This is a genomic window from Kineococcus sp. DHX-1 (assembly GCF_042473625.1).
Lineage (GTDB): Bacteria > Actinomycetota > Actinomycetes > Actinomycetales > Kineococcaceae > Kineococcus.
In genome coordinates this window covers 1,705,899-1,727,290 of the sequence record NZ_CP170445.1, presented here as the reverse complement: position 1 = coordinate 1,727,290, position 21,392 = coordinate 1,705,899, and the positions used below count along the sequence as shown (strand labels likewise).

The following is a 21,392-nucleotide window of genomic DNA, read 5'->3' as shown; positions in this document are numbered from 1 at the left end:
GGGTCCGCCGAGCCGTCGAGGCTGCGGACACTCCCGACCGTAGGATGCGACGGGTGGACTCGGCACGCACGGGGGCGCGCGCCCCGGTGGGCGGGTGGCCGACCCTGACGACCTTCGACCTCCTCGGTGACGACCACCGGGAACCGTCGGGAACTCCTCTGCTGCGGCCGTTCCCGGGGTTGCGCTACGTGCCCGACGTCGCCGGCCCTCTGGACCGCCTTCTCGCCCCTCCGCACACCGAACTGGACAAGACCCGGCGGTCCGCCTTCCTGGCGTCCTCCCCGTACGTGGTCACCCACCTCGAGCGCCCGGAGTACGGCGGCGGTTCGACCTCACCCCTGGTCCTGGACTGGTTGGACCGGGGAGTCCTCCTCCAGGACCCGGCGTCCTTCTACGTGGTGCGACAGCCGGGGGTGTCCTCCGGAGCCCACCTCGGCGTCCGGCACTTCCTCCTCGGGACCCTGACGGTCACCCCGGACGATCCGCGGGTGCACCCGCACGAAGGTGTGTTCGAGCAGGCCGTGGTCGCCCGGTTGCAGCGCCTGGAGGACACTCGCGTCGACTCCGAACCCGTCCTCGTCGTGGACAGCGACCCGTGGCCCGTGCCGTGGACGCAGCCGGGACCGTTGGGACAGCACGTGGCGGGCTCCGGCGAGAGCGGTGTGGACGTCTGGCGGCTCCGCGATCCCGAGGTCGTGGGAGCCCTGGCGGAGGCGTCTCGGACGCACCGGTTCCTCATCGCCGACGGCCACCACCGCTACGCCGCCGCCGTGCTGGCTGCGCACCGCAACGGGCAGCCCCAGGACCTGCTCGTCGCCGTCGCCTCGCAGCCCGTCGAACCGGTGGATCTCCGTGCGTTGCACCGCATCGTCCCCGTCCGGGCAGCCCAGGCGGTGCTCGACGCCGCGACCCGGCGACGGCGGCTCGTCGTCGCCGATCCGTCTGTGCTGTCGAGGGTGCAGGCGTCCCTGGGGGCTGACCAGGCCGTCGTCGTCCAGTCGTCGGGTGCGGAGGTCGTGGAGGGCCCACCGGCCGACGGTGCATCCGGGGCAGGCGCCTTCGTCGACGCGGCCATCCGGTCGGGTGGTACGCCGAGCGACCTGGTGCAGTACCAGGGCGACCTCGACGTCGCCCTGGAGGCGGTCGGGAGTCACGCTGCCGTGCTCCTGCCTCGCCCGACGGTGGAAGGCCTGAACCGCCTCGTGCGTGCCGGGGGCCTGATGGGGCGGAAGACGACGTCTTTCCGGCCGAAGCCCCTCGCGGGGACCGTGCTCCGCCTGCGCTGACGCGACAGCACATGGGGGCGCACCGGCGAACGACCCCACAACGCAGAAGAGGGGAGCGGCACCGCATCAGCGGTGCCACTCCCCTCAACCTCTCACAAGTGTGAGTGGCCGGCGGTGACCTACTCTCCCACCCAGTCTCCCGAGCAGTACCATCGGCGCTGGTGGGCTTAGCTTCCGGGTTCGGAATGAGACCGGGCGTTTCCCCACCGCTATGACCACCGGACCACAAAGGCCAGGATCCAACACTGAAACTTCAGTCACCTGAAGCTTCGGGTTCTCTCCCGAGAACCACACAATGGACGCGAAACACTGCAGCAGTGTCATCGTTGATCAGTAGATCGAAGTTCGTTCATGCTCGTGCACTCATCGCACACACCGCTCACCGCCACCCCACGAGGGGTCTTGGTGGTAGCTGGTGCGTAGTAGACAAGTGATCGGCCTATTAGTACCGGTCAGCTCCACAACTCTCTCGTCGTTGCTTCCACACCCGGCCTATCAACCCCGTCATCTCCAGGGAGCCTCCCACCCCACAAGGGGCACGGAAACCTCATCTCGAAGCAGGCTTCCCGCTTAGATGCCTTCAGCGGTTATCCCTTCCGAACGTAGCCAACCAGCCATGCCCTTGGCAGAACAACTGGCACACCAGAGGTTCGTCCGTCCCGGTCCTCTCGTACTAGGGACAGCCCTTCTCAAGTTTCCAACGCGCGCAGCGGATAGGGACCGAACTGTCTCACGACGTTCTAAACCCAGCTCGCGTACCGCTTTAATGGGCGAACAGCCCAACCCTTGGGACCTACTCCAGCCCCAGGATGCGACGAGCCGACATCGAGGTGCCAAACCATGCCGTCGATATGGACTCTTGGGCAAGATCAGCCTGTTATCCCCGGGGTACCTTTTATCCGTTGAGCGACCGCGATTCCACACTCCACGGCCGGATCACTAGTCCCGACTTTCGTCCCTGCTCGACCTGTCGGTCTCACAGTCAAGCTCCCTTGTGCACTTACACTCAACACCTGATTGCCAACCAGGCTGAGGGAACCTTTGGGCGCCTCCGTTACTCTTTAGGAGGCAACCGCCCCAGTTAAACTACCCACCAGGCACTGTCCCTGATCCGGATCACGGACCGAAGTTAGACATCCAGAACGACCAGAGTGGTATTTCAACGACGACTCCACCAACACTAGCGTGCCAGCTTCACAGTCTCCCACCTATCCTACACAAGCCGTCCCGAACACCAATACCAAGCTATAGTGAAGGTCCCGGGGTCTTTCCGTCCTGCTGCGCGTAACGAGCATCTTTACTCGTAGTGCAATTTCGCCGAGTTCGCGGTTGAGACAGCAGGGAAGTCGTTACGCCATTCGTGCAGGTCGGAACTTACCCGACAAGGAATTTCGCTACCTTAGGATGGTTATAGTTACCACCGCCGTTTACTGGCGCTTAAGTTCTCAGCGTCCCCACTTACGTGGGTAACCGGTCCCCTTAACGTTCCAGCACCGGGCAGGCGTCAGTCCGTATACATCGTCTTGCGACTTCGCACGGACCTGTGTTTTTAGTAAACAGTCGCTTCCCCCTGGTCTCTGCGGCCCTCAAACGCTAGCCCGCAAGGAGCTTCACGCCTCAGGCCCCCCTTCTCCCGAAGTTACGGGGGCATTTTGCCGAGTTCCTTAACCACGATTCACTCGCACGCCTCGGTATTCTCTACCTGACCACCTGAGTCGGTTTAGGGTACGGGCGGCTCGAACCTCGCGCCGAGGCTTTTCTAGGCAGCATGGGATCACCCTACTTCCCCCCAACGGGGTCACCATCAGGTCTCAGGCTCAGCATCAAAGCAAGTGCTGCGGATTTGCCAACAGCACGCCCTACACCCTTGGACGTGGACAACCATCGCCACGCGGAAGCTACCCTCCTGCGTCACCCCTGTTAACACGCTTGACTACTACCGGATCGGGTCGCACGCTCCACCAACACCCACCCGAAGGTGATGTGCGGCTTTGGGTGCTCAGCATCCCCGGCCTCGCCATGGACGGTTCTACACCGGTACGGGAATATCAACCCGTTGTCCATCGACTACGCCTGTCGGCCTCGCCTTAGGTCCCGACTTACCCAGGGCGGATGAACCTGGCCCTGGAACCCTTGGTCAATCGGCGGACGGGGTTCTCACCCGTCATTCGCTACTCATGCCTGCATTCTCACTCGCGTGCAGTCCACCGCACCATCACCAGGCGGCTTCACCCCACACACGACGCTCCCCTACCCATCCACACACCTGCAAGACGAGGCTAGACACGACCTGACGGCCGGCTACCTGCCCTGGGGTTGACATGTGAATGCCACAGCTTCGGCGGTGTACTTGAGCCCCGCTACATTGTCGGCGCGGAATCACTTGACCAGTGAGCTATTACGCACTCTTTCAAGGGTGGCTGCTTCTAAGCCAACCTCCTGGTTGTCTGCGCAACTCCACATCCTTTCCCACTTAGCACACGCTTAGGGGCCTTAGCTGATGATCTGGGCTGTTTCCCTCTCGACTACGAAGCTTATCCCCCGCAGTCTCACTGCCACGCTCTCACTTACCGGCATTCGGAGTTTGGCTGACGTCAGTAACCCGGTGGGGCCCATCGGCCATCCAGTAGCTCTACCTCCAGCAAGAAACACGCGACGCTGCACCTAAATGCATTTCGGGGAGAACCAGCTATCACGGAGTTTGATTGGCCTTTCACCCCTACCCACAGCTCATCCCCCAGGTTTTCAACCCTGGTGGGTTCGGTCCTCCACGCGGTCTTACCCACGCTTCAACCTGGCCATGGGTAGATCACTCCGCTTCGGGTCTAGAGCACGCGACTGATACGCCCTGTTCGGACTCGCTTTCGCTACGGCTACCCCCCACGGGTTAACCTCGCCACGCACCACTAACTCGCAGGCTCATTCTTCAAAAGGCACGCCGTCACCAGGCACAAGACCCAGCTCCGACGGATTGTAGGCACACGGTTTCAGGTACTATTTCACTCCCCTCCCGGGGTGCTTTTCACCATTCCCTCACGGTACTTGTCCGCTATCGGTCATCAGGAAGTATTTAGGCTTACCAGGTGGTCCTGGCAGATTCACACGAGATTCCACGAGCCCCGTGCTACTCGGGACATGCTCCCAAGGAGGCCGCAATGTTTCACCTACGGGGGTCTCACCCACTACGCCGGACCATCCCAGGCCCTTCGGCTACACCACGACTTTCTCACTCCCCGACCGAGTGGTAGCCCAGTCCAGAACACTCCCACAACCCCCACACCGCAACCCCTACCAGGTATCACACGATGCAGGTTTAGCCTCATCCGCTTTCGCTCGCCACTACTCACGGAATCACATGTTGTTTTCTCTTCCTGTGGGTACTGAGATGTTTCACTTCCCCACGTTCCCTCCACACACCCTATACATTCAGGTGCGGGTGACCGCCCATGACGACGGCCGGGTTCCCCCATTCGGACACCCTCGGATCAACGTTCGGTTGCCAACTCCCCGAGGCTTAACGCAGGCTCCCACGTCCTTCATCGGCTCCTGATGCCAAGGCATCCACCATGCGCCCTTACACACTTGCCCACCACACACCACCCACCACCACACACCCCGAAAGGCCGCGATAGCTTCAGTGTCAGTGCACAACGCGTGCAACAAACATAAACGAACCACAAAGACCACCACCACGCCAGCATCTCCAGAACACGAAGTCCCACAGACACCAACGAGAATGGTGATTAGAGGATCTACTCGACGAACACCACTACAAAGATGTTCGCGTCCACTGTGCAGTTCTCAACAGACAACCCGACACCCCACCCACAACAACCCACACCAGACCAGACTGTCCCGAAGAACACTCAGCGGTATGTGAATCAGGCAAGGCCCAGACCTCGAGGCTCGACCACCACACCAGTCGCTCACGCAACCAGCAAGGCCGGTTCCTCAGGACCCAACAGTGCGCCAGACACCCACCCTCACCCACCACTCCGTTCCACCCAAGACCAGGTCCTGAGGTACTGAGAGGAGTGCGTGACTCCTGATGCCATGTTGATGTTCCACCCTCGAGCACCAGCCGCCGAACATACGCCGGCAGAAACTGGTCCATCCACACCCCGCCAGCTGCAGACGAAGCTGCAGGCGGTTGAACGGGTGTGGTTGATGCTCCTTAGAAAGGAGGTGATCCAGCCGCACCTTCCGGTACGGCTACCTTGTTACGACTTCGTCCCAATCGCCAGTCCCACCTTCGACAGCTCCCCCCCTGACGGGTTGGGCCACCGGCTTCGGGTGTTACCGACTTTCATGACGTGACGGGCGGTGTGTACAAGGCCCGGGAACGTATTCACCGCAGCGTTGCTGATCTGCGATTACTAGCGACTCCGACTTCACGGGGTCGAGTTGCAGACCCCGATCCGAACTGAGACCAGCTTTTTGGGATTCGCTCCACCTCACGGTATCGCAGCCCTCTGTACTGGCCATTGTAGCATGCGTGAAGCCCAAGACATAAGGGGCATGATGATTTGACGTCATCCCCACCTTCCTCCGAGTTGACCCCGGCAGTCTCCCATGAGTCCCCACCACTACGTGCTGGCAACATGGAACGAGGGTTGCGCTCGTTGCGGGACTTAACCCAACATCTCACGACACGAGCTGACGACAACCATGCACCACCTGTACGCGACCAACTAAATGACACCCCATCTCTGGGATTCCACCGCGCATGTCAAGCCTTGGTAAGGTTCTTCGCGTTGCATCGAATTAATCCGCATGCTCCGCCGCTTGTGCGGGCCCCCGTCAATTCCTTTGAGTTTTAGCCTTGCGGCCGTACTCCCCAGGCGGGGCGCTTAATGCGTTAGCTGCGGCACGGAATCCGTGGAATGGACCCCACACCTAGCGCCCAACGTTTACGGCATGGACTACCAGGGTATCTAATCCTGTTCGCTCCCCATGCTTTCGCTCCTCAGCGTCAGTAACTGCCCAGAGACCCGCCTTCGCCACCGGTGTTCCTCCTGATATCTGCGCATTTCACCGCTACACCAGGAATTCCAGTCTCCCCTACAGCACTCAAGTGTGCCCGTACCCACTGCAAGCTCAGAGTTGAGCCCTGAGTTTTCACAGCAGACGCGACACACCGCCTACGAGCTCTTTACGCCCAATAATTCCGGACAACGCTTGCACCCTACGTATTACCGCGGCTGCTGGCACGTAGTTAGCCGGTGCTTCTTCTGCTCCTACCGTCACTTGCGCTTCTTCGGAGCTGAAAGAGGTTTACAACCCGAAGGCCGTCATCCCTCACGCGGCGTCGCTGCATCAGGCTTTCGCCCATTGTGCAATATTCCCCACTGCTGCCTCCCGTAGGAGTCTGGGCCGTGTCTCAGTCCCAGTGTGGCCGGTCGCCCTCTCAGGCCGGCTACCCGTCGTCGCCTTGGTAGGCCATCACCCCACCAACAAGCTGATAGGCCGCGAGCCCATCCCCAGCCGAAAAACTTTCCACCCACACTCGATGCCGAGGCAGGTCGTATCCGGTATTAGCCACCGTTTCCAGTGGTTGTCCCAGAGCCAGGGGCAGGTTGCTCACGTGTTACTCACCCGTTCGCCACTGATCCACCCCGAAGGGCTTCACCGTTCGACTTGCATGTGTTAAGCACGCCGCCAGCGTTCGTCCTGAGCCAGGATCAAACTCTCCGTCGAAAAACCTCGATGCCGAAGCACCTAGATTATTTCACTTCATAGTTGACCCTTGGACTCCAAAACCCTAATCCGAGCTGGCAAGCCAGACCAGGGATAGATCCCAAAGGAATCCCCCACCACCAGACACTCGGGCCCAGTGATGATTGGGGGTTGATACATATGGCATCAACATATTTCTAGCGCACTGTTGAGTTCTCAAGAACCGGACGCACCCACCCCGACAAACCCCGAAACATCAGGGCCAGCGGAAGAGGGGCAACTTTCCCACCCTAACCGACAACCAGGCCAAACCTCAACCCAGCCCCGCTCAAGGAGCTTCCGGCGCCACCCGTCCCAGACGCGGATCACCCTCGGCCAGAAGCTCCAGGTTTTCCGCCCCGCTCGGGGCGACATGTGGAACATTACGCGGCGACCGGCGCGAGAGGCAAATCCGCTCGGCGCCGGCCGCCGATCCGCTACTGCGGCAGAGGAAGTGCCACCGCCGCGAGGGACTTCTTCCCGCGGCGCAGCACGGCGTAGCGCCCGTGCAGCAAGGTCACGTTGCCCAGGGTCGCCTCTGGATCGGTCACCTTGACGTTGTTGACGTAGGCCCCGCCCTCGCCGATGGTCCGGCGGGCACCGCTGAGACTGGGCGCCAGGCCGGTGTCGGCGAACAGCTGGGCCAGGCGCACGCTCGACTCCTCCGGCGTGGCGGTGGGCAACTCCTCCAGCGCACCGCGCAGCGTCGTCTCGTCGATGCCGTCGAGCTCTCCCCCGCCGAACAGCGCCGACGACGCCTCTTCGACGGCGACGGCCGCCGCTTCACCGTGCACGATCGCCGTCACCTCGTGCGCCAGCGCCCGCTGCGCCGCCCGGGCCCGCGGGTTCTCCGCGACCTGCCGGCCCAGCTCCTCGATCTCGTCGGGGCTGCGGAAGCTGAACGCCTTGAGGTAGTCGACGACCTTCGCGTCCTCGGCGTTGAGCCAGAACTGGTAGAAGGCGTACGGCGACGTCAGCTCGGGGTCGAGCCAGACCGCACCGGACTCCGTCTTGCCGAACTTCGTGCCGTCCGCCTTGGTCAGCAGCGGCGTCGCGAGGGCGTGCACCGTCTGCTGGTCCACCCGGCGCACCAGCTCGCAGCCGGCGGTGATGTTCCCCCACTGGTCCGACCCCCCGAGCTGCAGGGAGCAGCCGTGGCGCCGGTGCAGCTGGAGGTAGTCGTTGCTCTGCAGCAGGACGTAGCTGAACTCGGTGAACGAGATGCCCGTCGTGGCGAGCCGCTTGCTGACGGCCTCCCGGTCGAGCATGCGGTTGACGCTGAAGTGCTTGCCGACGTCGCGCAGGAACTCGATCGTCGACATCGACTGCGTCCAGTCGAGGTTGTTCACCATCGTGGCCGCCGCGGGTCCCTCGAAGTCGAGGAACGGCGCGATCTGCGCCTGCAGGCCCGTCACCCATCCTGCGACGACGCTCGGGTCGTTCATCGTCCGCTCCGCCGAGGGCCTCGGGTCCCCCACGAGACCCGTCGCGCCCCCCACGAGGATGAGCGGGTGGTGCCCCGCCTGCTGCAGGCGCCGGGCGGTGAGCACCTGGACGAGGTGTCCGACGTGCAGGCTCGCAGCGGTGGGGTCGAAGCCGACGTAGTAGGTGAGCGGACCCGTCGCCAGAGCCTCCCGCAGCGCGGCCTCGTCGGTGGAGTGCGCCACCAGGCCCCGCCACTGCAGTTCGTCCCAGACGTCGTTCACGACTCGTCGGCTCCTCAGGTTGTCCGTGTGGGCGACCGTCGCCCGCCGACACGGTACGCGGACACGGTGGGCTCGTTCACGAGGGAAACGCGCCAGGGCGTCGGAGCCCCCGCGCCCGCGACGCCCACGCGCGGACCCCAGACGACGTCCCCGTCCCCCACCGGCTCCCCCGGCAGCACCGACAGGGCTCCCCCACCGCAGACGTCGGCTCCGTCCTGGGCGCGGTCCACGCCGAGGGCCTGCGTCAGACGGGCGGGCCCACGGGCGAGGTCGACGTCCCGGCGCGCGGCAGGGCGACGCGACCGGGCGAGGTCCAGCCCGTCGACGACCTGCCCCGCGCGGAGCAGGACGGCCGAGGCGGTCCCCTCGGGGCCGCAGACCAGGTTCATGCACCAGTGCATGCCGTAGGAGAAGTAGACGTAGGCGTGCCCGGGCGGGCCGAACATCACCCGCGTCCGGGGAGTCGGGCCGCGGAACGCGTGGGATCCGGGGTCCGACTCCCCCGCGTAGGCCTCGACCTCGGTGAGGCGGGCGGCGACGACGCCGTCCGGCGTCTCGTGGCGCACGACCCGGCCCAGCAGGTCGCGCGCCACCACCAGGACGTCCCGGTCGAAGAAGGACCGGTCGAGCGTCAGGGCCGCGCCCACGCCAGGTGTCCCGCCAGCGCGTCCTGGGCCGCCTCCAGCTGCTCGGCGACCCGCACGGGCGCCGTCCCGCCGATGCCGTCCCTCGAACCGAGCGAACCCTCCGTCGAGAGCACGTCCTTGACCTCGCGGGTGAGGTGCGGCGAGATGCCGGCGAGGTCCTCGACGGTGAGGTCCCAGAGCTCGACGCTCCGGTCCTCCTGCGCGGAACGCTCCTCGCAGCGGCGCACGCAGGCGCCGGAGATCTGGTGCGCCTCGCGGAAGGGGACGCCCTGCCGCACGAGCCACTCCGCGATGTCGGTCGCGAGCGCGAACCCCTGGGGGGCCAGGGAGGCCATCCGGTCGGTGTGGAAGTGCAGGGTCGCCACCATCCCCGCGACGGCGGGCAGGAGGAGTTCGAGGGTGTCGACGGCGTCGAACACCGGCTCCTTGTCCTCCTGGAGGTCGCGGTTGTACGCCAGCGGCAACCCCTTCAGCGTCGCCAGCAGCCCCGTCAGGTCGCCGATGAGCCGTCCCGCCTTGCCGCGCGCCAGTTCGGCGACGTCGGGGTTCTTCTTCTGCGGCATGATGCTCGACCCGGTCGACCAGGCGTCGTCGAGGGTGACGAAGGAGAACTCCTTGGTCGCCCAGGCGATGACCTCCTCCGAGATGCGGGACAGGTCGACGCCGATCATGGCCGCGACGAAGGCGAACTCGGCGGCCACGTCGCGCGAGGCCGTGCCGTCGATGGAGTTCTCGACGCTGCGGGTGAACCCCAGCTCGTGGGCGACGGCCAGCGGGTCAAGGCCCAGGGACGACCCCGCCAGGGCGCCGGAACCGTACGGCGAGACCGCGGCCCGGGCGTCCCAGTCCCGCAGGCGCTCGACGTCGCGCAGGAGCGGCCACGCGTGCGCCATGAGGTGGTGCCCCAGCAGCACCGGCTGGGCGTGCTGGAGGTGCGTGCGCCCCGGCATGGCGGCGCTCGGGTGCGCGGCGGCCTGCGTCAGCAGCGCCTCGACGACGTCCAGCACGAGGCCGGCCACGACGCGGGCGTGGTCGCGCAGGAACATGCGCAGCAGCGTGGCGATCTGGTCGTTGCGGGAACGGCCGGCCCGCAACCGACCGCCGACGTCGGCACCGACCCGATCGACGAGCGCACGTTCCAGCGCCGAGTGGACGTCCTCGTCCTCGGGCGCCGGCACGAAGGCCCCCGACACGACGTCGGCCTCCAGCGCGTCGAGGCCGCCCAGCAGCGCCTGCAGCGTCGCGTCGTCGAGGAGCCCCGCCGTGTGCAGGACGCGGGCGTGGGCCCGGGACCCGGCGAGGTCGTACCGCGCGAGCCGGAAGTCGAAGTGCGTCGACTTCGACAGCGCGGCCATCGCCTCGGCGGGGCCGGTGGCGAAGCGGGCGCCCCACAGGCCCTTCTCGCCCTGCTGCGGGGGGTTCTGCGTCATGGCACGTCCACTTCGTCGGGTTGCTCGGTGGTCTGGTCGGAGGGGTGGTCGGTGGCTGCGTTCCGGCGCGCCAGCGCCAGGAACCGGGCGGCGACGGCGTCGCCCCCCTGGGGGTCGCGGGTGATGACCAGCACGGTGTCGTCCCCGGCGATCGTCCCGAGCAGCGAGGGGATGACCGAGTGGTCGACCGCGCTGGCCAGGAACTGCGCCGCTCCCGGCGGTGTGCGCAGGACGACGAGGTTGGCCGACGCCTCGGCACTCACCAGCAGTTCCTCGCACCAGCGGGCGAGGCGGGCGTCCAGGACCTCCTGCGCGACGCCGCTGCGGGGCGTGCGGTCGCCTCCCTCGGCGGGCAGGGCGTACACGAGCCCCCGGTCGCCGTCGCGGACCTTGACCGCCCCGAGCTCGACGAGGTCGCGCGACAGGGTCGCCTGCGTCACCGCGACGCCCTCCTCGGCGAGGTGGGTCGCGAGCTCCGTCTGGGACCGCACCGGGTAGCGGGCGAGGACCGCGGCGATCCGGTCGTGGCGGAACGCCTTCGTGCCCGCACCCGGCCCGGGGGCCGGGGTGGGGACGGAGGTCACCGGGACTTCTCGAGCAACCAGACCAGCAGCGCCTTCTGGGCGTGGAGCCGGTTCTCCGCCTCGTCCCACACGACCGACTGCGGGCCGTCGATCACCTCGGCGTCGATCTCCTTGCCGCGGTAGGCCGGCAGGCAGTGCAGGACGACGGCGTCGGGGGCCGCCTGCGCGAGGAGGGCGCTCGTGAGGGAGAACGGGCGGAACCGCTCGAACTCCTGCCCCTCCTGCCCCATTGAGATCCACGTGTCGGTCGCGACGACGTCGGCCCCGGCCACGGCCTGCGCGGCGTCGGAGGTCACGGTCACCGACCCTCCCGTGGTCGCCGCGACCAGCTGCGCGCGGGCGATCACGGAGGCGTCGGGGAGGTCGGTCTCCGGGGTCCCGATGCGCACGTGCATCCCGGCCGTCGCCCCGCCGAGGGCGTAGGAGTGGGCCATGTTGTTCGCGCCGTCGCCGACGTAGGCCAGCGTCAGGCCGGCGAGGGCGCCCTTGTGCTCCGCGACCGTCTGGAGGTCGGCGAGGATCTGGCACGGGTGGTAGAGGTCCGTGAGGGAGTTCACGACGGGGACCCGGGAGTTCGCGGCCATCTCGGCGAGGGACTCCTGGGAGAACGTCCGCCAGACGATCGCGGCGACCTGGCGCTCCAGCACGCGGGCGGTGTCGGCGACGGGTTCCCCCCGGCCGAGCTGGGACCCGGCGGCGTCGACCACCAGGGGAACGCCCCCGAGGTCGGCGACCCCGACGCTGAAGGACACCCGCGTCCGGGTCGAGGGCTTGTCGAACAGCAGGGCGACCGTCTGTGGTCCCGCGAGGGGCTTCTCCGCGAAGCGGTCCTGCTTGAGCCGCGCGGCGAGGGCGAGGACCTCGGCCTGTTCGGCGGGGGTGAGGTCGTCGTCGGCGAGGAAGTGGCGGACGGTCACGGGGTCGCTCCCTTCAGCGCGGTGTCGAGGATGTCGGGCAGGGCGGCCACGAAGGTGTCCGCCTGGGCGGCCGTGAGGACCAGCGGCGGGGCGAGCCGGACGGTGTCCGGACGCGCCGCGTTGACGATGAACCCGCGGGCCAGGGCGGCCTGGACCACCTGCGCGCCGACGGGTCGGGTGAGCGCGATCCCCAGGAGCAGGCCCTCGCCCCGGACGCCCTCGACGAGCGGGTGTCCCAGCGCCTCCACGGCCGTGCGCAGGTGCCGTCCGACCGACGTCACGTTCTCGAGCAGGCGGTCGCGCGCGATGGCGTGCAGCACCGCCAGCCCGGCGGCGGAGGCCACCGGGTTCCCGCCGAACGTCGACCCGTGCTGTCCAGCCCCGAGGAGGGTCGCGTTGCGCGGGCCGAAGGCGATGACGCCCCCGACCGGGATGCCACCGCCGAGTCCCTTGGCGACCGTGACGACGTCCGGGACGACGCTCTCGTGCCGGGGGTTCTGGAACGCGAACCACTCCCCGGTCCGCCCGATGCCGCTCTGCACCTCGTCGAGGACGAGCAGCGCGCCGTGCTCGGAGGTGATCCGCCGGGCTGCCGCGAGGTAGCCGTCGGGGGCCGGGACGACGCCGTTCTCGCCCTGCACGGGTTCGAGGAACACCGCGGCCGTGGCGCCGTCGACGGCTCGGCCGAGGGCTCCGACGTCCCCGTAGGGCACGAACTCCACCCCGCCCGGGAGCGGCTCGAAGGGAGCCCGGTAGGCCTCCTTGGCCGTGAGCGCGAGTGCGCCCATCGTCCGGCCGTGGAACGCCCCGTACGTCGAGACGACCTTGGTGCGTCCGGTGCGGCGGGCCATCTTGAAGGCGGCCTCGTTCGCCTCGGCACCCGAGTTCGCGAAGAACACCGCGGAACCCTCCGGCGCGCCGGCGACCTCCAGCAGCCGTTCGGCCAGGGCGACCTGCGGGGCGGAGGCGAAGAAGTTCGAGACGTGCCCGAGCGTCGTCAGCTGGGCGGTCACCGCGGCGACGAGCAGCGGGTGGGCGTGACCGAGGGAGTTCGTCGCGATGCCGCCGAGCAGGTCGAGGTAGCGGTTCCCGTCGGCGTCCCAGACGTGGCAGCCCTCGCCGCGGACGAGGACTCGCTGCGGGGTGCCGAAGGTCTGCATGACCGAGCGCGAGTAGCGCTCGATCCACGCCTGGCCGGTGCCGTCGGTGACGGGCAGGGCCTCGTTCCCCGTCACGCGTTCCGCGAGTTCCATCGGTTCTCCCTGCTGGTTCACGGCACGACCATCGTGCCGTTGCCGGAGGTCGTGAAGACCTCCAGCAGCACCGAGTGCGCCTGCCGGCCGTCGATGACCGTCGCCCGCGGCACCCCGCCGCGGACGGCGCGCAGGCACGCCTCCATCTTCGGGACCATCCCCGACTCCAGCGACGGCAGGAGGTCGGCGAGGTCGTCGGCCGCGATCTCCCGCACGAGGGAGTCGGTGTTCGGCCAGTCGCGGTACAGGCCCGCCACGTCGGTCATGACGACGAACTTCTGGGCGCCGAGGGCCACGGCGATCGCGGACGCGGCCGTGTCGGCGTTCACGTTGAGCACCTGGCCGGGCACGAGGTTCCCGTCGTCGTCGACCTCGGGGGCGACGGTCGAGATGACGGGGATGCGACCGGCGTCCAGGATGTCGACCACGGCACGCGGGTCGACGCCCACGACGTCGCCGACGAGCCCGACGTCGACGAGTTCACCGTCCACCACCGCGCCGCGACGGGTGGCGCGCAGCAAGCCGGCGTCCTCCCCGGACAGGCCGACGGCGAGCGGGCCGTGCGCGTTGAGCAGGCCGACGAGTTCGCGGCCGACCTGCCCCGTGAGCACCATCCGGACGACGTCCATCGTCTCCGGGGTGGTGACGCGCAGGCCTCCGCGGAACTCGCTGCGGATGTCGAGCTTCTCCAGCATCGTCGAGATCTGCGGGCCGCCGCCGTGGACGACGACGGGGCGCAGGCCCGCGGTGCGCAGGAACACGACGTCCTGCGCGAACGCACGCTTGAGCTCGTCGTCGACCATGGCGTTGCCGCCGTACTTGAGGACGACGAGGGCGCCGTGCCACTTCTGCAGCCACGGCAGGGCCTCGACGAGGACGTTCGCCTTGTCCTGGGCGCTGAGTCCCACGAGGTCGTTCACGGGGTCGCTCACGAGGAGTACGCGCTGTTCTCGTGGACGTAGGCGTGGGTCAGGTCGTTCGTCCACACCGTCGCCGTGGCCGGGCCCGCCTTGAGGTCGATGCGCACCCGCACCTCACGGGGGTCCAGGTCGACCGTCGCCGGGTCGGCGTGGGGAGTTCCGTCGACGCACACCGCGACGCCGTTCAGGCTCACGTCGAGCGTCTGCGGGTCGAACTGCGCCGACGTGGTCCCGACCGCGGCCATGACCCGGCCCCAGTTCGGGTCCTTGCCGAACACGGCGGCCTTGAACAGGTTGTTGCGCGCCACCGAACGGGCGACCTCGACGGCCTCGTCCTCGCCGGCCGCGCCGACGACCTCGATGGCGATGTCGTGGTCGGCGCCCTCGGCGTCGCCCACCAGCATGCGGGCCAGGTCGGCGCAGACGCGCCGGACGGCCTCGTCGAAGGCCGCGGGTTCCGGGGTCGTGCCGCTCGCGCCGGAGGCGAGCAGGACGACGGTGTCGTTGGTCGACGTGCAGCCGTCGGAGTCGACGCGGTCGAAGGTCGTCCGGGTGGCCGCACGCAGGGCGCGGTCGAGGTCGGCGGGGTCGACGGCGGCGTCGGTGGTGAGGACGACGAGCATCGTGGCGAGGCCGGGGGCGAGCATCCCGGCCCCCTTGGCCATGCCGCCGACGACGAAGCCCTCCCCGCTGGCGATGGCCTGCTTGGAGACGGTGTCCGTGGTCATGATGGCCGTGGCCGCCGCGGTCCCGCCGTCGGTCGAGAGCGCCGCGTGCGCGGAGCGGACCCCGTCGAGGACCTTCTCCCGCGGCAGTTCCACCCCGATGAGACCGGTCGAGCAGACGACGACGTCGGACGCGCCGGACCCGACGAGCTCGGCCACGAGCTCGGCAGTGGCGTGCGTCGTCTGGAAACCCTGCGGCCCGGTGAAGCAGTTCGCCCCGCCGGAGTTCAGGACGACGGCCGTGAGGTGACCGTCGGCGCTGGCGCGTTCGCTCCACAGCACCGGGTGCGCCTTGCAGCGGTTGGAGGTGTAGACGGCGGCGCCGGCGTCGAGCGGGCCGTCGTTGACGACGAGGGCGAGGTCGGGACGGCCGGACGCCTTGAGCCCGGCGGTCACGCCGGCGGCCCGGAAACCCTGCGCGGCGGTGACGCTCACGGGGCGACCCCCACGGCCGTCAGGCCGGCGTCCTCGGGCAGACCCAGGGCGGTGTTCACGGACTGCACGGCTCCTCCGGCGGTTCCCTTGACGAGGTTGTCGATGGCGGACACGACGAGCACGCGACCGGCGTGCTCGTCGACGGCGAGCTGGAGCGCGCACGTGTTGCTGCCGAACACCTGGGCGGTCGAGGGCCACTGCCCCTCGGGCAGGAAGTGGACGAACGTCTCGCCTGCGTAGGCGTCCTCCCAGGCGGACCGGACCTGCGCCGCGGTGACCCCGTCGGCGAGGCGGGCGGTGCACGTGGCGAGGATGCCGCGGGACATCGGCGCCAGGGTGGGCGTGAAGGAGACCGTCACGGGCGCCCCGGCGGCCAGACCGAGGTTCTGCTCGATCTCGGGGGTGTGCCGGTGGCCACCGCCGACGCCGTACGGGCTCATCGACCCCATCACCTCCGAGCCGAGCAGGTGGGGTTTGAGCGCCTTGCCCGCCCCCGACGTCCCGGAGGCCGCGACGACCACGACGTCGTCCGGTGCGAGGAGTTCGGCGGCGAACCCCGGCGCGAGGGCGAGGCTGACGGACGTCGGGTAGCAGCCCGGGACGGCGATGCGCCGGGTGCCGGCGAGGTGTTCGCGCTGGCGCGCACCGCCGGCCAGCGGCAGTTCGGGCAGGCCGTAGGGCCAGGTGCCGGCGTGGGCGCTGCCGTAGAAGCGTTCCCAGGCACCGGGGTCGAGGAGGCGGTGGTCGGCGCCGAGGTCCACGACGAGGACGTCGTCCCCGAGCTCGGCCGCGACGGCCGCGGACGCACCGTGCGGCAGGGCGAGGAAGACGACGTCGTGGCCGGCGAGGACGTCGGTCGTCGTCGGCTGCAGGACGCGGTCGGCCAGCGGCAGCAGGTGCGGCTGGAGCTCCCCGAGGCGGGTGCCCGCGTTGGAGGCGCCGGTGAGGGCGCCGATCTCGACGTGCGGGTGGTTCAGCAGCACCCGCAGGACCTCGCCACCGGCGTAGCCGCTGGCCCCTGCGACGGCGACCGTCAGCCGCTTCCCGGGTTCCATGTGCATGACCATACACCTGCTCGGCTAGGCATGCATGACAGGTCGGTGAACGGTGACTCCCCGGTGACGATCATCGTCACCGGGGAGTCACCGTTCACCCCCGGAGATCAGGCGAGCGGGTCGTCCGGGCCGTAGGGGGTGACGACGAGCTTGCGGGTGGTGGGGCCGAGGCGGGGCTCGGCGGCGCGCAGGGACTCCGGGGTGTCCGCGCCGACGCGCAGGAACCGGCCGGACCACGCGTCGAGCTGTCCCGAGGCGATGGCATGGACCATCTCGACGACGGCCTCCGGTGCGGTCCACTCGGTGCGGTCGGCGTGCTGGCTCATGCTCGTCGACATCGCCGTCCGCACCACGCCGGGCGACAGCTCGAACGCCAGCACCCCGTGCGGGGCCCCCGCGGCGGCGATCGCGCCGCCGAGGCGGAACAGTGCGGCCTTGCTCGCCGCGTACGCCGCGTAGGCGCCGCTGTCCTTGGACGCCGCCCCGGAGCTGAGGTCGACCACCCGGCCGGACCCGCGCGCCACCATGCCGGGCACCACGGCGCGGGCGACGTGGAACGGGCCGAGGACGTTGGCCTCCAGGACCGCGCGGACGTGCGCCGGGTCGGCCTCCCACGGCGGCACCTCCTGCGGCTCGATCCGGCCGGCGGCCTGGACCAGGAGGTCGAACCCGCCGAGCTCCAGCTCGAGGGCGTGGACGCCGGCGGCGACCGCGGACGCGTCGGTCACGTCGAACGCCGTGGCCACCGCCCGACCGCCGTCGGCGGTGATCTCCTCGACGAGCTCGTCGAGCGCGCGGGCGCTGCGCGCGACGACGGCGACCGTGAAACCGGCCTGCGCCAGGCCGAGCGCGACGGCCCGGCCGATGCCCTGGCTGGCACCGGTGACGAGGGCCCGGACCGGCTGGACCTCGGGCACGTCGGCGTCGTGGCCGGAGTGGTGGTCAGGCACGCTGGGTGGCTCCCGTCCGCTCGGCGGCCAGGGCCACGGCCGCGTCGCGGGCCGCGCTGGCCTCCTCCGCCGTCAGCGTGCGGTCCGGCGCCCGGAAGCGCAGGGCGAAGGCCAGCGACTTGCGGCCCTCCCCCACCTGCGCGCCCGTGTAGACGTCGAAGAGGTGGACGTCCTCCAGCAGCGGCCCGGCGCCCTCGCGCAGCGCCTCCTGCACCGCCGCGGCGGGGGTGGCCGCGTCGACGACGAGGGCGACGTCCTGCGTCGCCGCCGGCAGGCCCGACAGGGACTCGACCTGCGGCGCCGCCCCGACGAGGGCGAGCAGCACGTCGAGGTCGAGCTCGAAGGCCGCCGCGCGGGCGGGCAGCTCGAGCGCCGCGACCGCGGAGGGGTGCAGCTCACCGGCGTAGCCGACCACGTGGCCCTGCGCCGTCGCGATCCGCGCGCACCGACCGGGGTGCCACGGGGCCTGCTCGGCGGCCTCGACGACGACCTCGACCCCGACGGCCGCGGCGACCGTGCGGGCGGCCTCCACGGCGTCGGCCCAGCCGGCCGGTTCGGCGGTGCGGGCGAACCCGTCCGCGAGCGCCCCCGGGCGACGGCGGACGCCGGACAGGACCCCGGCGACGTGCAGCGGCTGGTCCGGGACGGCCTCCTGCAGACGGGCGAGCTCGTCCTCGGTGGGACGGCGCTCCACCCCCAGCACCTCGGCCCGACCGGCTCCCGGCCGGGGGTGGGTGACCGACCCCAGCTCGACGAGGGCCAGGTCTCGCAGCCCGCGGGACACGTTCCGCCGCACCGTCTCCACCAAGGAGTCCAGCAGGCTCGTGCGCATGAGCGGCTGGTGCTCGGACAGCGGGTTGGCCAGGCGCACGGCGGTGCGCCGCGGGTCGTCGGACGGCAGCTGCTGCGCGTCGTGCACCGAGGCCGCGACGAACGGGTAGCTGAGCACCTCGACGAACCCGTCGTCCACGAGGGCGCGGGCGACCGAGCGGCGGGCACGCTGCCCGGACGTGAGCCCGCGGCCGGCCGCTGCCGGGGGCAGGACGGACGGGATGGCGTCGTACCCCGTGAGGCGGGCGACCTCCTCGACGAGGTGGACGCGGCCGGTCAGGTCGGGACGCCACGGCGGCGGCGTCACCGTCAGGGTCGACCCGTCGACGGTCACGGCGCAGCCGATCTCGGTGAGCGTGTCGACCACGTCGTCGGCCGGGTAGCGCACGCCGACGACGCGTTCGGGGAACCCGGCGTCCATCGTGATGGGCTGCGGCGCAGCGACCTCGCCGACGTCCGTGGCCGCGGTGTCCGCCGTCCCGCCGCCGTGCTCGACGAGCAGCCGGACGGCGAGCTCGGCCGCGGCGGCGCAGCCGGTCGGGTCCGTGCCGCGCTCGAAGCGCTTGGCGGCCTCGGACGGCAGCCGGTGCCGACGGGCCGTGCGGGCCACCGTGACCTGCGCGAAGTGCGCGGCCTCGACGAGGACGTCCCGCGTCGTGGCCGAGACCTCGCTGGACTCCCCGCCCATGACGCCGGCCAGGCTCAGCACGCGGGAGGTCGACGGGTCACCGGGGACCTCGTCGGTGATGAGCAGGTCCTCGGGGTGCAGGACCCGCTCGACGTCGTCGAGCGTCGTGAGGCGTTCGCCCGCGCGGGCGCGGCGCACGACGAGCTCGCCCTGCAGCTGGTCGAGGTCGTAGGCGTGCAACGGCTGACCGGTGGCGAGCATGACGTAGTTCGTCACGTCGACGGCCAGGGAGATGGGCCGCATCCCGACCTGGCGCAGGCGGTCGGCGATGAAGGACGGCGTCGCGGCGGCCGGGTCGACGCCCCGCACGACGCGGGCGACGAAGCGGTCGCACCCGACGGCACCCCGCACAGGGGCGTCGTCCTCGAGCCGGACGGGGTACCCCGGACCGGACGGGAGCGGCACCTCGACGGCGAGGGGGTCGCGCAGCACCTCGGCGACGGGTTGCCGGGTGCCGTGGGCGTACTCGCGCGCGATCCCGCGGATGCTGAAGCAGTAGCCCCGGTCGGGCGTGACGTTGACCTCGACCGTCTCCTCGGCCAGGCCCAGCAGGGCCAGCGCGTCCTGCCCCGGCGCCACCTCGACGCCCGGGAGGTGCTGCGAGAGCACGATGATGCCGTCGTGGTCCTCGCCCAGACCGAGTTCGCGGGCGGAGCAGATCATGCCGTCCGAGACGTGCCCGTACGTCTTCCGCGCCGCGATGCCGAACCCGCCGGGCAGTTCCGCCCCGGGCAGCGCGACGACGACGAGGTCGCCCTCGACGAAGTTGTGCGCGCCGCAGACGATGCCTCGGGACCCCTCGGCGTCGTTGTGCTCCGGGCCCACGTCGACGTGGGTCCAGTTGATCGTCTTGCCGTTCTTCTGCGGTTCCTTCACGAGGTCGAGGACACGACCCACGACGACGGGTCCGGTGACGCCGGCCGTGTGGATGCCCTCCTCCTCCAGGCCCACGCGGACGAGGGACGCCGCGACGTCCACGCCGGTGGCACCGGGTTCGAGGTCGACGTGCTCGGCGAGCCAGCTCAGGGGGATGCGCATCAGAGGTCCTCCTCCCCCGCGGCCACGGCCGGATCCGCGACCCGCGCCACCCCGGACGCGGACAGGTCCTCCACGCCGAACGCCCGGCTGAACCGCACGTCGCCCTCCACCATGTCGCGCATGTCCGTCACCCCGTTGCGGAACATCAGCGTCCGCTCGATCCCCATCCCGAACGCGAACCCCTGGTACCGGTCGGGGTCGATCCCCGCGGCCCGCAGCACGTTCGGGTTGACCATCCCGCAGCCGCCCCACTCGATCCAGCCGCGTTCGGCGTCCCGGCCGAGGGAGAACCGCAGGTCCAGCTCGGCGCTGGGTTCGGTGAACGGGAAGAACGCCGGGCGCCAGCGCGTCTCGACGGCGTCCCCGAACATGGCGCGCGCGAAGTGGTCCAGCGTGCCCTTGAGGTGGGCCATGGTCAGGCCCTCGTCGATGGCGATGCCCTCGAGCTGGTGGAACACCGGGGTGTGCGTGGCGTCCAGCTCGTCGGTGCGGAAGACCTTGCCCGGGCAGACGACGTAGAGGGGCACACCGCGCTGCAGGAGCGAGCGGCTCTGCACCGGCGAGGTGTGCGTGCGCAGCACGAGACCGGACTCGGCCCCGCCACCCGCGTCGGCGACGAAGAACGTGTCCTGCATCTGCCGCGCCGGGTGGTCGGCGTCGAAGTTCAGGGCGTCGAAGTTGAACCACTCGGCCTCGACCTCGGGTCCCTCGGCGACCTCCCAGCCCATGGCCGTGAAGACGTCGCCGACCCGCTCGACGAGCAGCGGGATCGGGTGCCGGGCACCGCGGTCCGGGCGCGCGACGGGCAGCGTGACGTCCACGACCTCCTCGCGCAGCACCCGCTCGGTGTGCTCGGCCTCGAGGACGGTGGTGCGCGCGGTGACGGCGGCGCCCAGACGGCCGCGGGCCTGGCCGACGCGCTTGCCGGCGGCCGCCTTCTCCGGTCCGGGGAGGGTGCCGATGGCACGGTTGGCGAGGGCCAGCGGGCTGCGGTCGCCGGCGTGCGCGAGCCGCGCGGCCTTGAGCTCGTCGAGGTCGGTGGCCGCGGCCACCGCGGCGAGGGCGGCGTCGAGGGCGGCCTGCACGCTCGCCTCGTCGACCGCGCCCTCGGGCACGTCGGGCTGGTCGGACATCGGGGGTGCGCGCTCCTCGGTCGGTTCGGTGCGTCGGTTCGGGTCGGTCTGTCGGTGCTCCCGCCCGATCTTCCCAGAC

13 protein-coding genes and 3 rRNA genes are annotated in these 21,392 nt (G+C 69.6%); 1 reads left to right on the top strand and 15 read right to left on the bottom strand.

Annotation, left to right across the window (positions count from 1 at the left end; genetic code table 11):
* Positions 1 to 53: 53 nt before the first annotated feature.
* Positions 54 to 1,286 carry a DUF1015 family protein gene (locus ACFEMC_RS08260; RefSeq protein ID WP_380175332.1) on the top strand — a complete coding sequence of 411 codons (1,233 nt, stop codon included), beginning with the start codon at positions 54 to 56 and terminating at the stop codon, positions 1,284 to 1,286.
* A gap of 106 nt (positions 1,287 to 1,392) precedes the next feature.
* On the opposite strand, the gene rrf is transcribed toward ACFEMC_RS08260, so the two are convergent.
* The 15 genes from rrf to pheS all read right to left on the bottom strand — a co-directional run bounded on the left by rrf (position 1,393) and on the right by pheS (position 21,313).
* Positions 1,393 to 1,509, bottom strand: a 5S ribosomal RNA gene (gene rrf, locus ACFEMC_RS08255).
* A 199-nt stretch (positions 1,510 to 1,708) separates the two neighbouring features.
* A 23S ribosomal RNA gene (locus ACFEMC_RS08250) occupies positions 1,709 to 4,874 on the bottom strand.
* A gap of 590 nt (positions 4,875 to 5,464) precedes the next feature.
* Positions 5,465 to 6,983: ribosomal RNA gene (locus tag ACFEMC_RS08245) — 16S ribosomal RNA — on the bottom strand.
* Together the 16S, 23S and 5S rRNA genes form the textbook arrangement of a ribosomal RNA operon.
* A gap of 455 nt (positions 6,984 to 7,438) precedes the next feature.
* Positions 7,439 to 8,707, bottom strand: coding sequence for a tyrosine--tRNA ligase (gene tyrS / locus ACFEMC_RS08240; protein ID WP_380175330.1), 1,269 nt, complete (start codon positions 8,705 to 8,707; stop codon positions 7,439 to 7,441).
* A gap of 14 nt (positions 8,708 to 8,721) precedes the next feature.
* Positions 8,722 to 9,354: a DNA-3-methyladenine glycosylase gene (locus ACFEMC_RS08235; RefSeq protein WP_380175328.1), complete on the bottom strand. Its 633-nt coding sequence runs from the start codon at positions 9,352 to 9,354 to the stop codon at positions 8,722 to 8,724.
* A complete protein-coding gene (gene argH, locus ACFEMC_RS08230) occupies positions 9,339 to 10,784 on the bottom strand; it encodes an argininosuccinate lyase (RefSeq protein ID WP_380175326.1) in 1,446 nt (481 codons plus the stop codon). Before argH ends, ACFEMC_RS08235 begins: the two co-directional genes overlap by 16 nt.
* Positions 10,781 to 11,368: an arginine repressor gene (locus ACFEMC_RS08225; protein ID WP_380175324.1), complete on the bottom strand. Its 588-nt coding sequence runs from the start codon at positions 11,366 to 11,368 to the stop codon at positions 10,781 to 10,783. The genes argH and ACFEMC_RS08225 overlap by 4 nt, the downstream gene beginning before the upstream one ends.
* Entirely contained in the window at positions 11,365 to 12,285 is a 921-nt protein-coding gene (argF, locus tag ACFEMC_RS08220) for an ornithine carbamoyltransferase (RefSeq protein WP_380175322.1), read from the bottom strand. The genes ACFEMC_RS08225 and argF overlap by 4 nt, the downstream gene beginning before the upstream one ends.
* The gene (locus tag ACFEMC_RS08215; RefSeq protein ID WP_380176674.1) at positions 12,282 to 13,538 is read right to left on the bottom strand and encodes an acetylornithine transaminase; all 1,257 of its coding nucleotides are present in this window, start codon (positions 13,536 to 13,538) and stop codon (positions 12,282 to 12,284) included. The genes argF and ACFEMC_RS08215 overlap by 4 nt, the downstream gene beginning before the upstream one ends.
* A 17-nt stretch (positions 13,539 to 13,555) precedes the next feature.
* Positions 13,556 to 14,470 (bottom strand): acetylglutamate kinase, encoded by a 915-nt coding sequence (gene argB, locus ACFEMC_RS08210; RefSeq protein WP_380175320.1) that lies wholly within the window; start codon positions 14,468 to 14,470, stop codon positions 13,556 to 13,558.
* Positions 14,467 to 15,618, bottom strand: coding sequence for a bifunctional glutamate N-acetyltransferase/amino-acid acetyltransferase ArgJ (argJ, locus tag ACFEMC_RS08205; RefSeq protein ID WP_380175318.1), 1,152 nt, complete (start codon positions 15,616 to 15,618; stop codon positions 14,467 to 14,469). Before argJ ends, argB begins: the two co-directional genes overlap by 4 nt.
* Entirely contained in the window at positions 15,615 to 16,673 is a 1,059-nt protein-coding gene (gene argC / locus ACFEMC_RS08200; RefSeq protein WP_380175316.1) for an N-acetyl-gamma-glutamyl-phosphate reductase, read from the bottom strand. The genes argJ and argC overlap by 4 nt, the downstream gene beginning before the upstream one ends.
* Before the next feature lie 107 nt (positions 16,674 to 16,780).
* Positions 16,781 to 17,623 (bottom strand): SDR family NAD(P)-dependent oxidoreductase, encoded by an 843-nt coding sequence (locus ACFEMC_RS08195; protein WP_380175314.1) that lies wholly within the window; start codon positions 17,621 to 17,623, stop codon positions 16,781 to 16,783.
* Positions 17,616 to 20,180: a phenylalanine--tRNA ligase subunit beta gene (gene pheT / locus ACFEMC_RS08190; RefSeq protein WP_380175311.1), complete on the bottom strand. Its 2,565-nt coding sequence runs from the start codon at positions 20,178 to 20,180 to the stop codon at positions 17,616 to 17,618. The genes ACFEMC_RS08195 and pheT overlap by 8 nt, the downstream gene beginning before the upstream one ends.
* Complete coding sequence (pheS, locus tag ACFEMC_RS08185) at positions 20,180 to 21,313, bottom strand: phenylalanine--tRNA ligase subunit alpha (protein WP_380175309.1); 1,134 nt, start codon at positions 21,311 to 21,313, stop codon at positions 20,180 to 20,182. Before pheS ends, pheT begins: the two co-directional genes overlap by 1 nt.
* Positions 21,314 to 21,392 lie beyond the last annotated feature (79 nt).

Coding starts and splice junctions, on each gene's coding strand:
- pheT (WP_380175311.1), bottom strand. CDS start 20,180: ATGCGCATCCCCCTGAGCTGGCTCGCCGAGCACGTCGACCTCGAACCC.
- ACFEMC_RS08215 (WP_380176674.1), bottom strand. CDS start 13,538: ATGGAACTCGCGGAACGCGTGACGGGGAACGAGGCCCTGCCCGTCACC.
- argH (WP_380175326.1), bottom strand. CDS start 10,784: ATGACGCAGAACCCCCCGCAGCAGGGCGAGAAGGGCCTGTGGGGCGCC.
- argC (WP_380175316.1), bottom strand. CDS start 16,673: ATGGAACCCGGGAAGCGGCTGACGGTCGCCGTCGCAGGGGCCAGCGGC.
- pheS (WP_380175309.1), bottom strand. CDS start 21,313: ATGTCCGACCAGCCCGACGTGCCCGAGGGCGCGGTCGACGAGGCGAGC.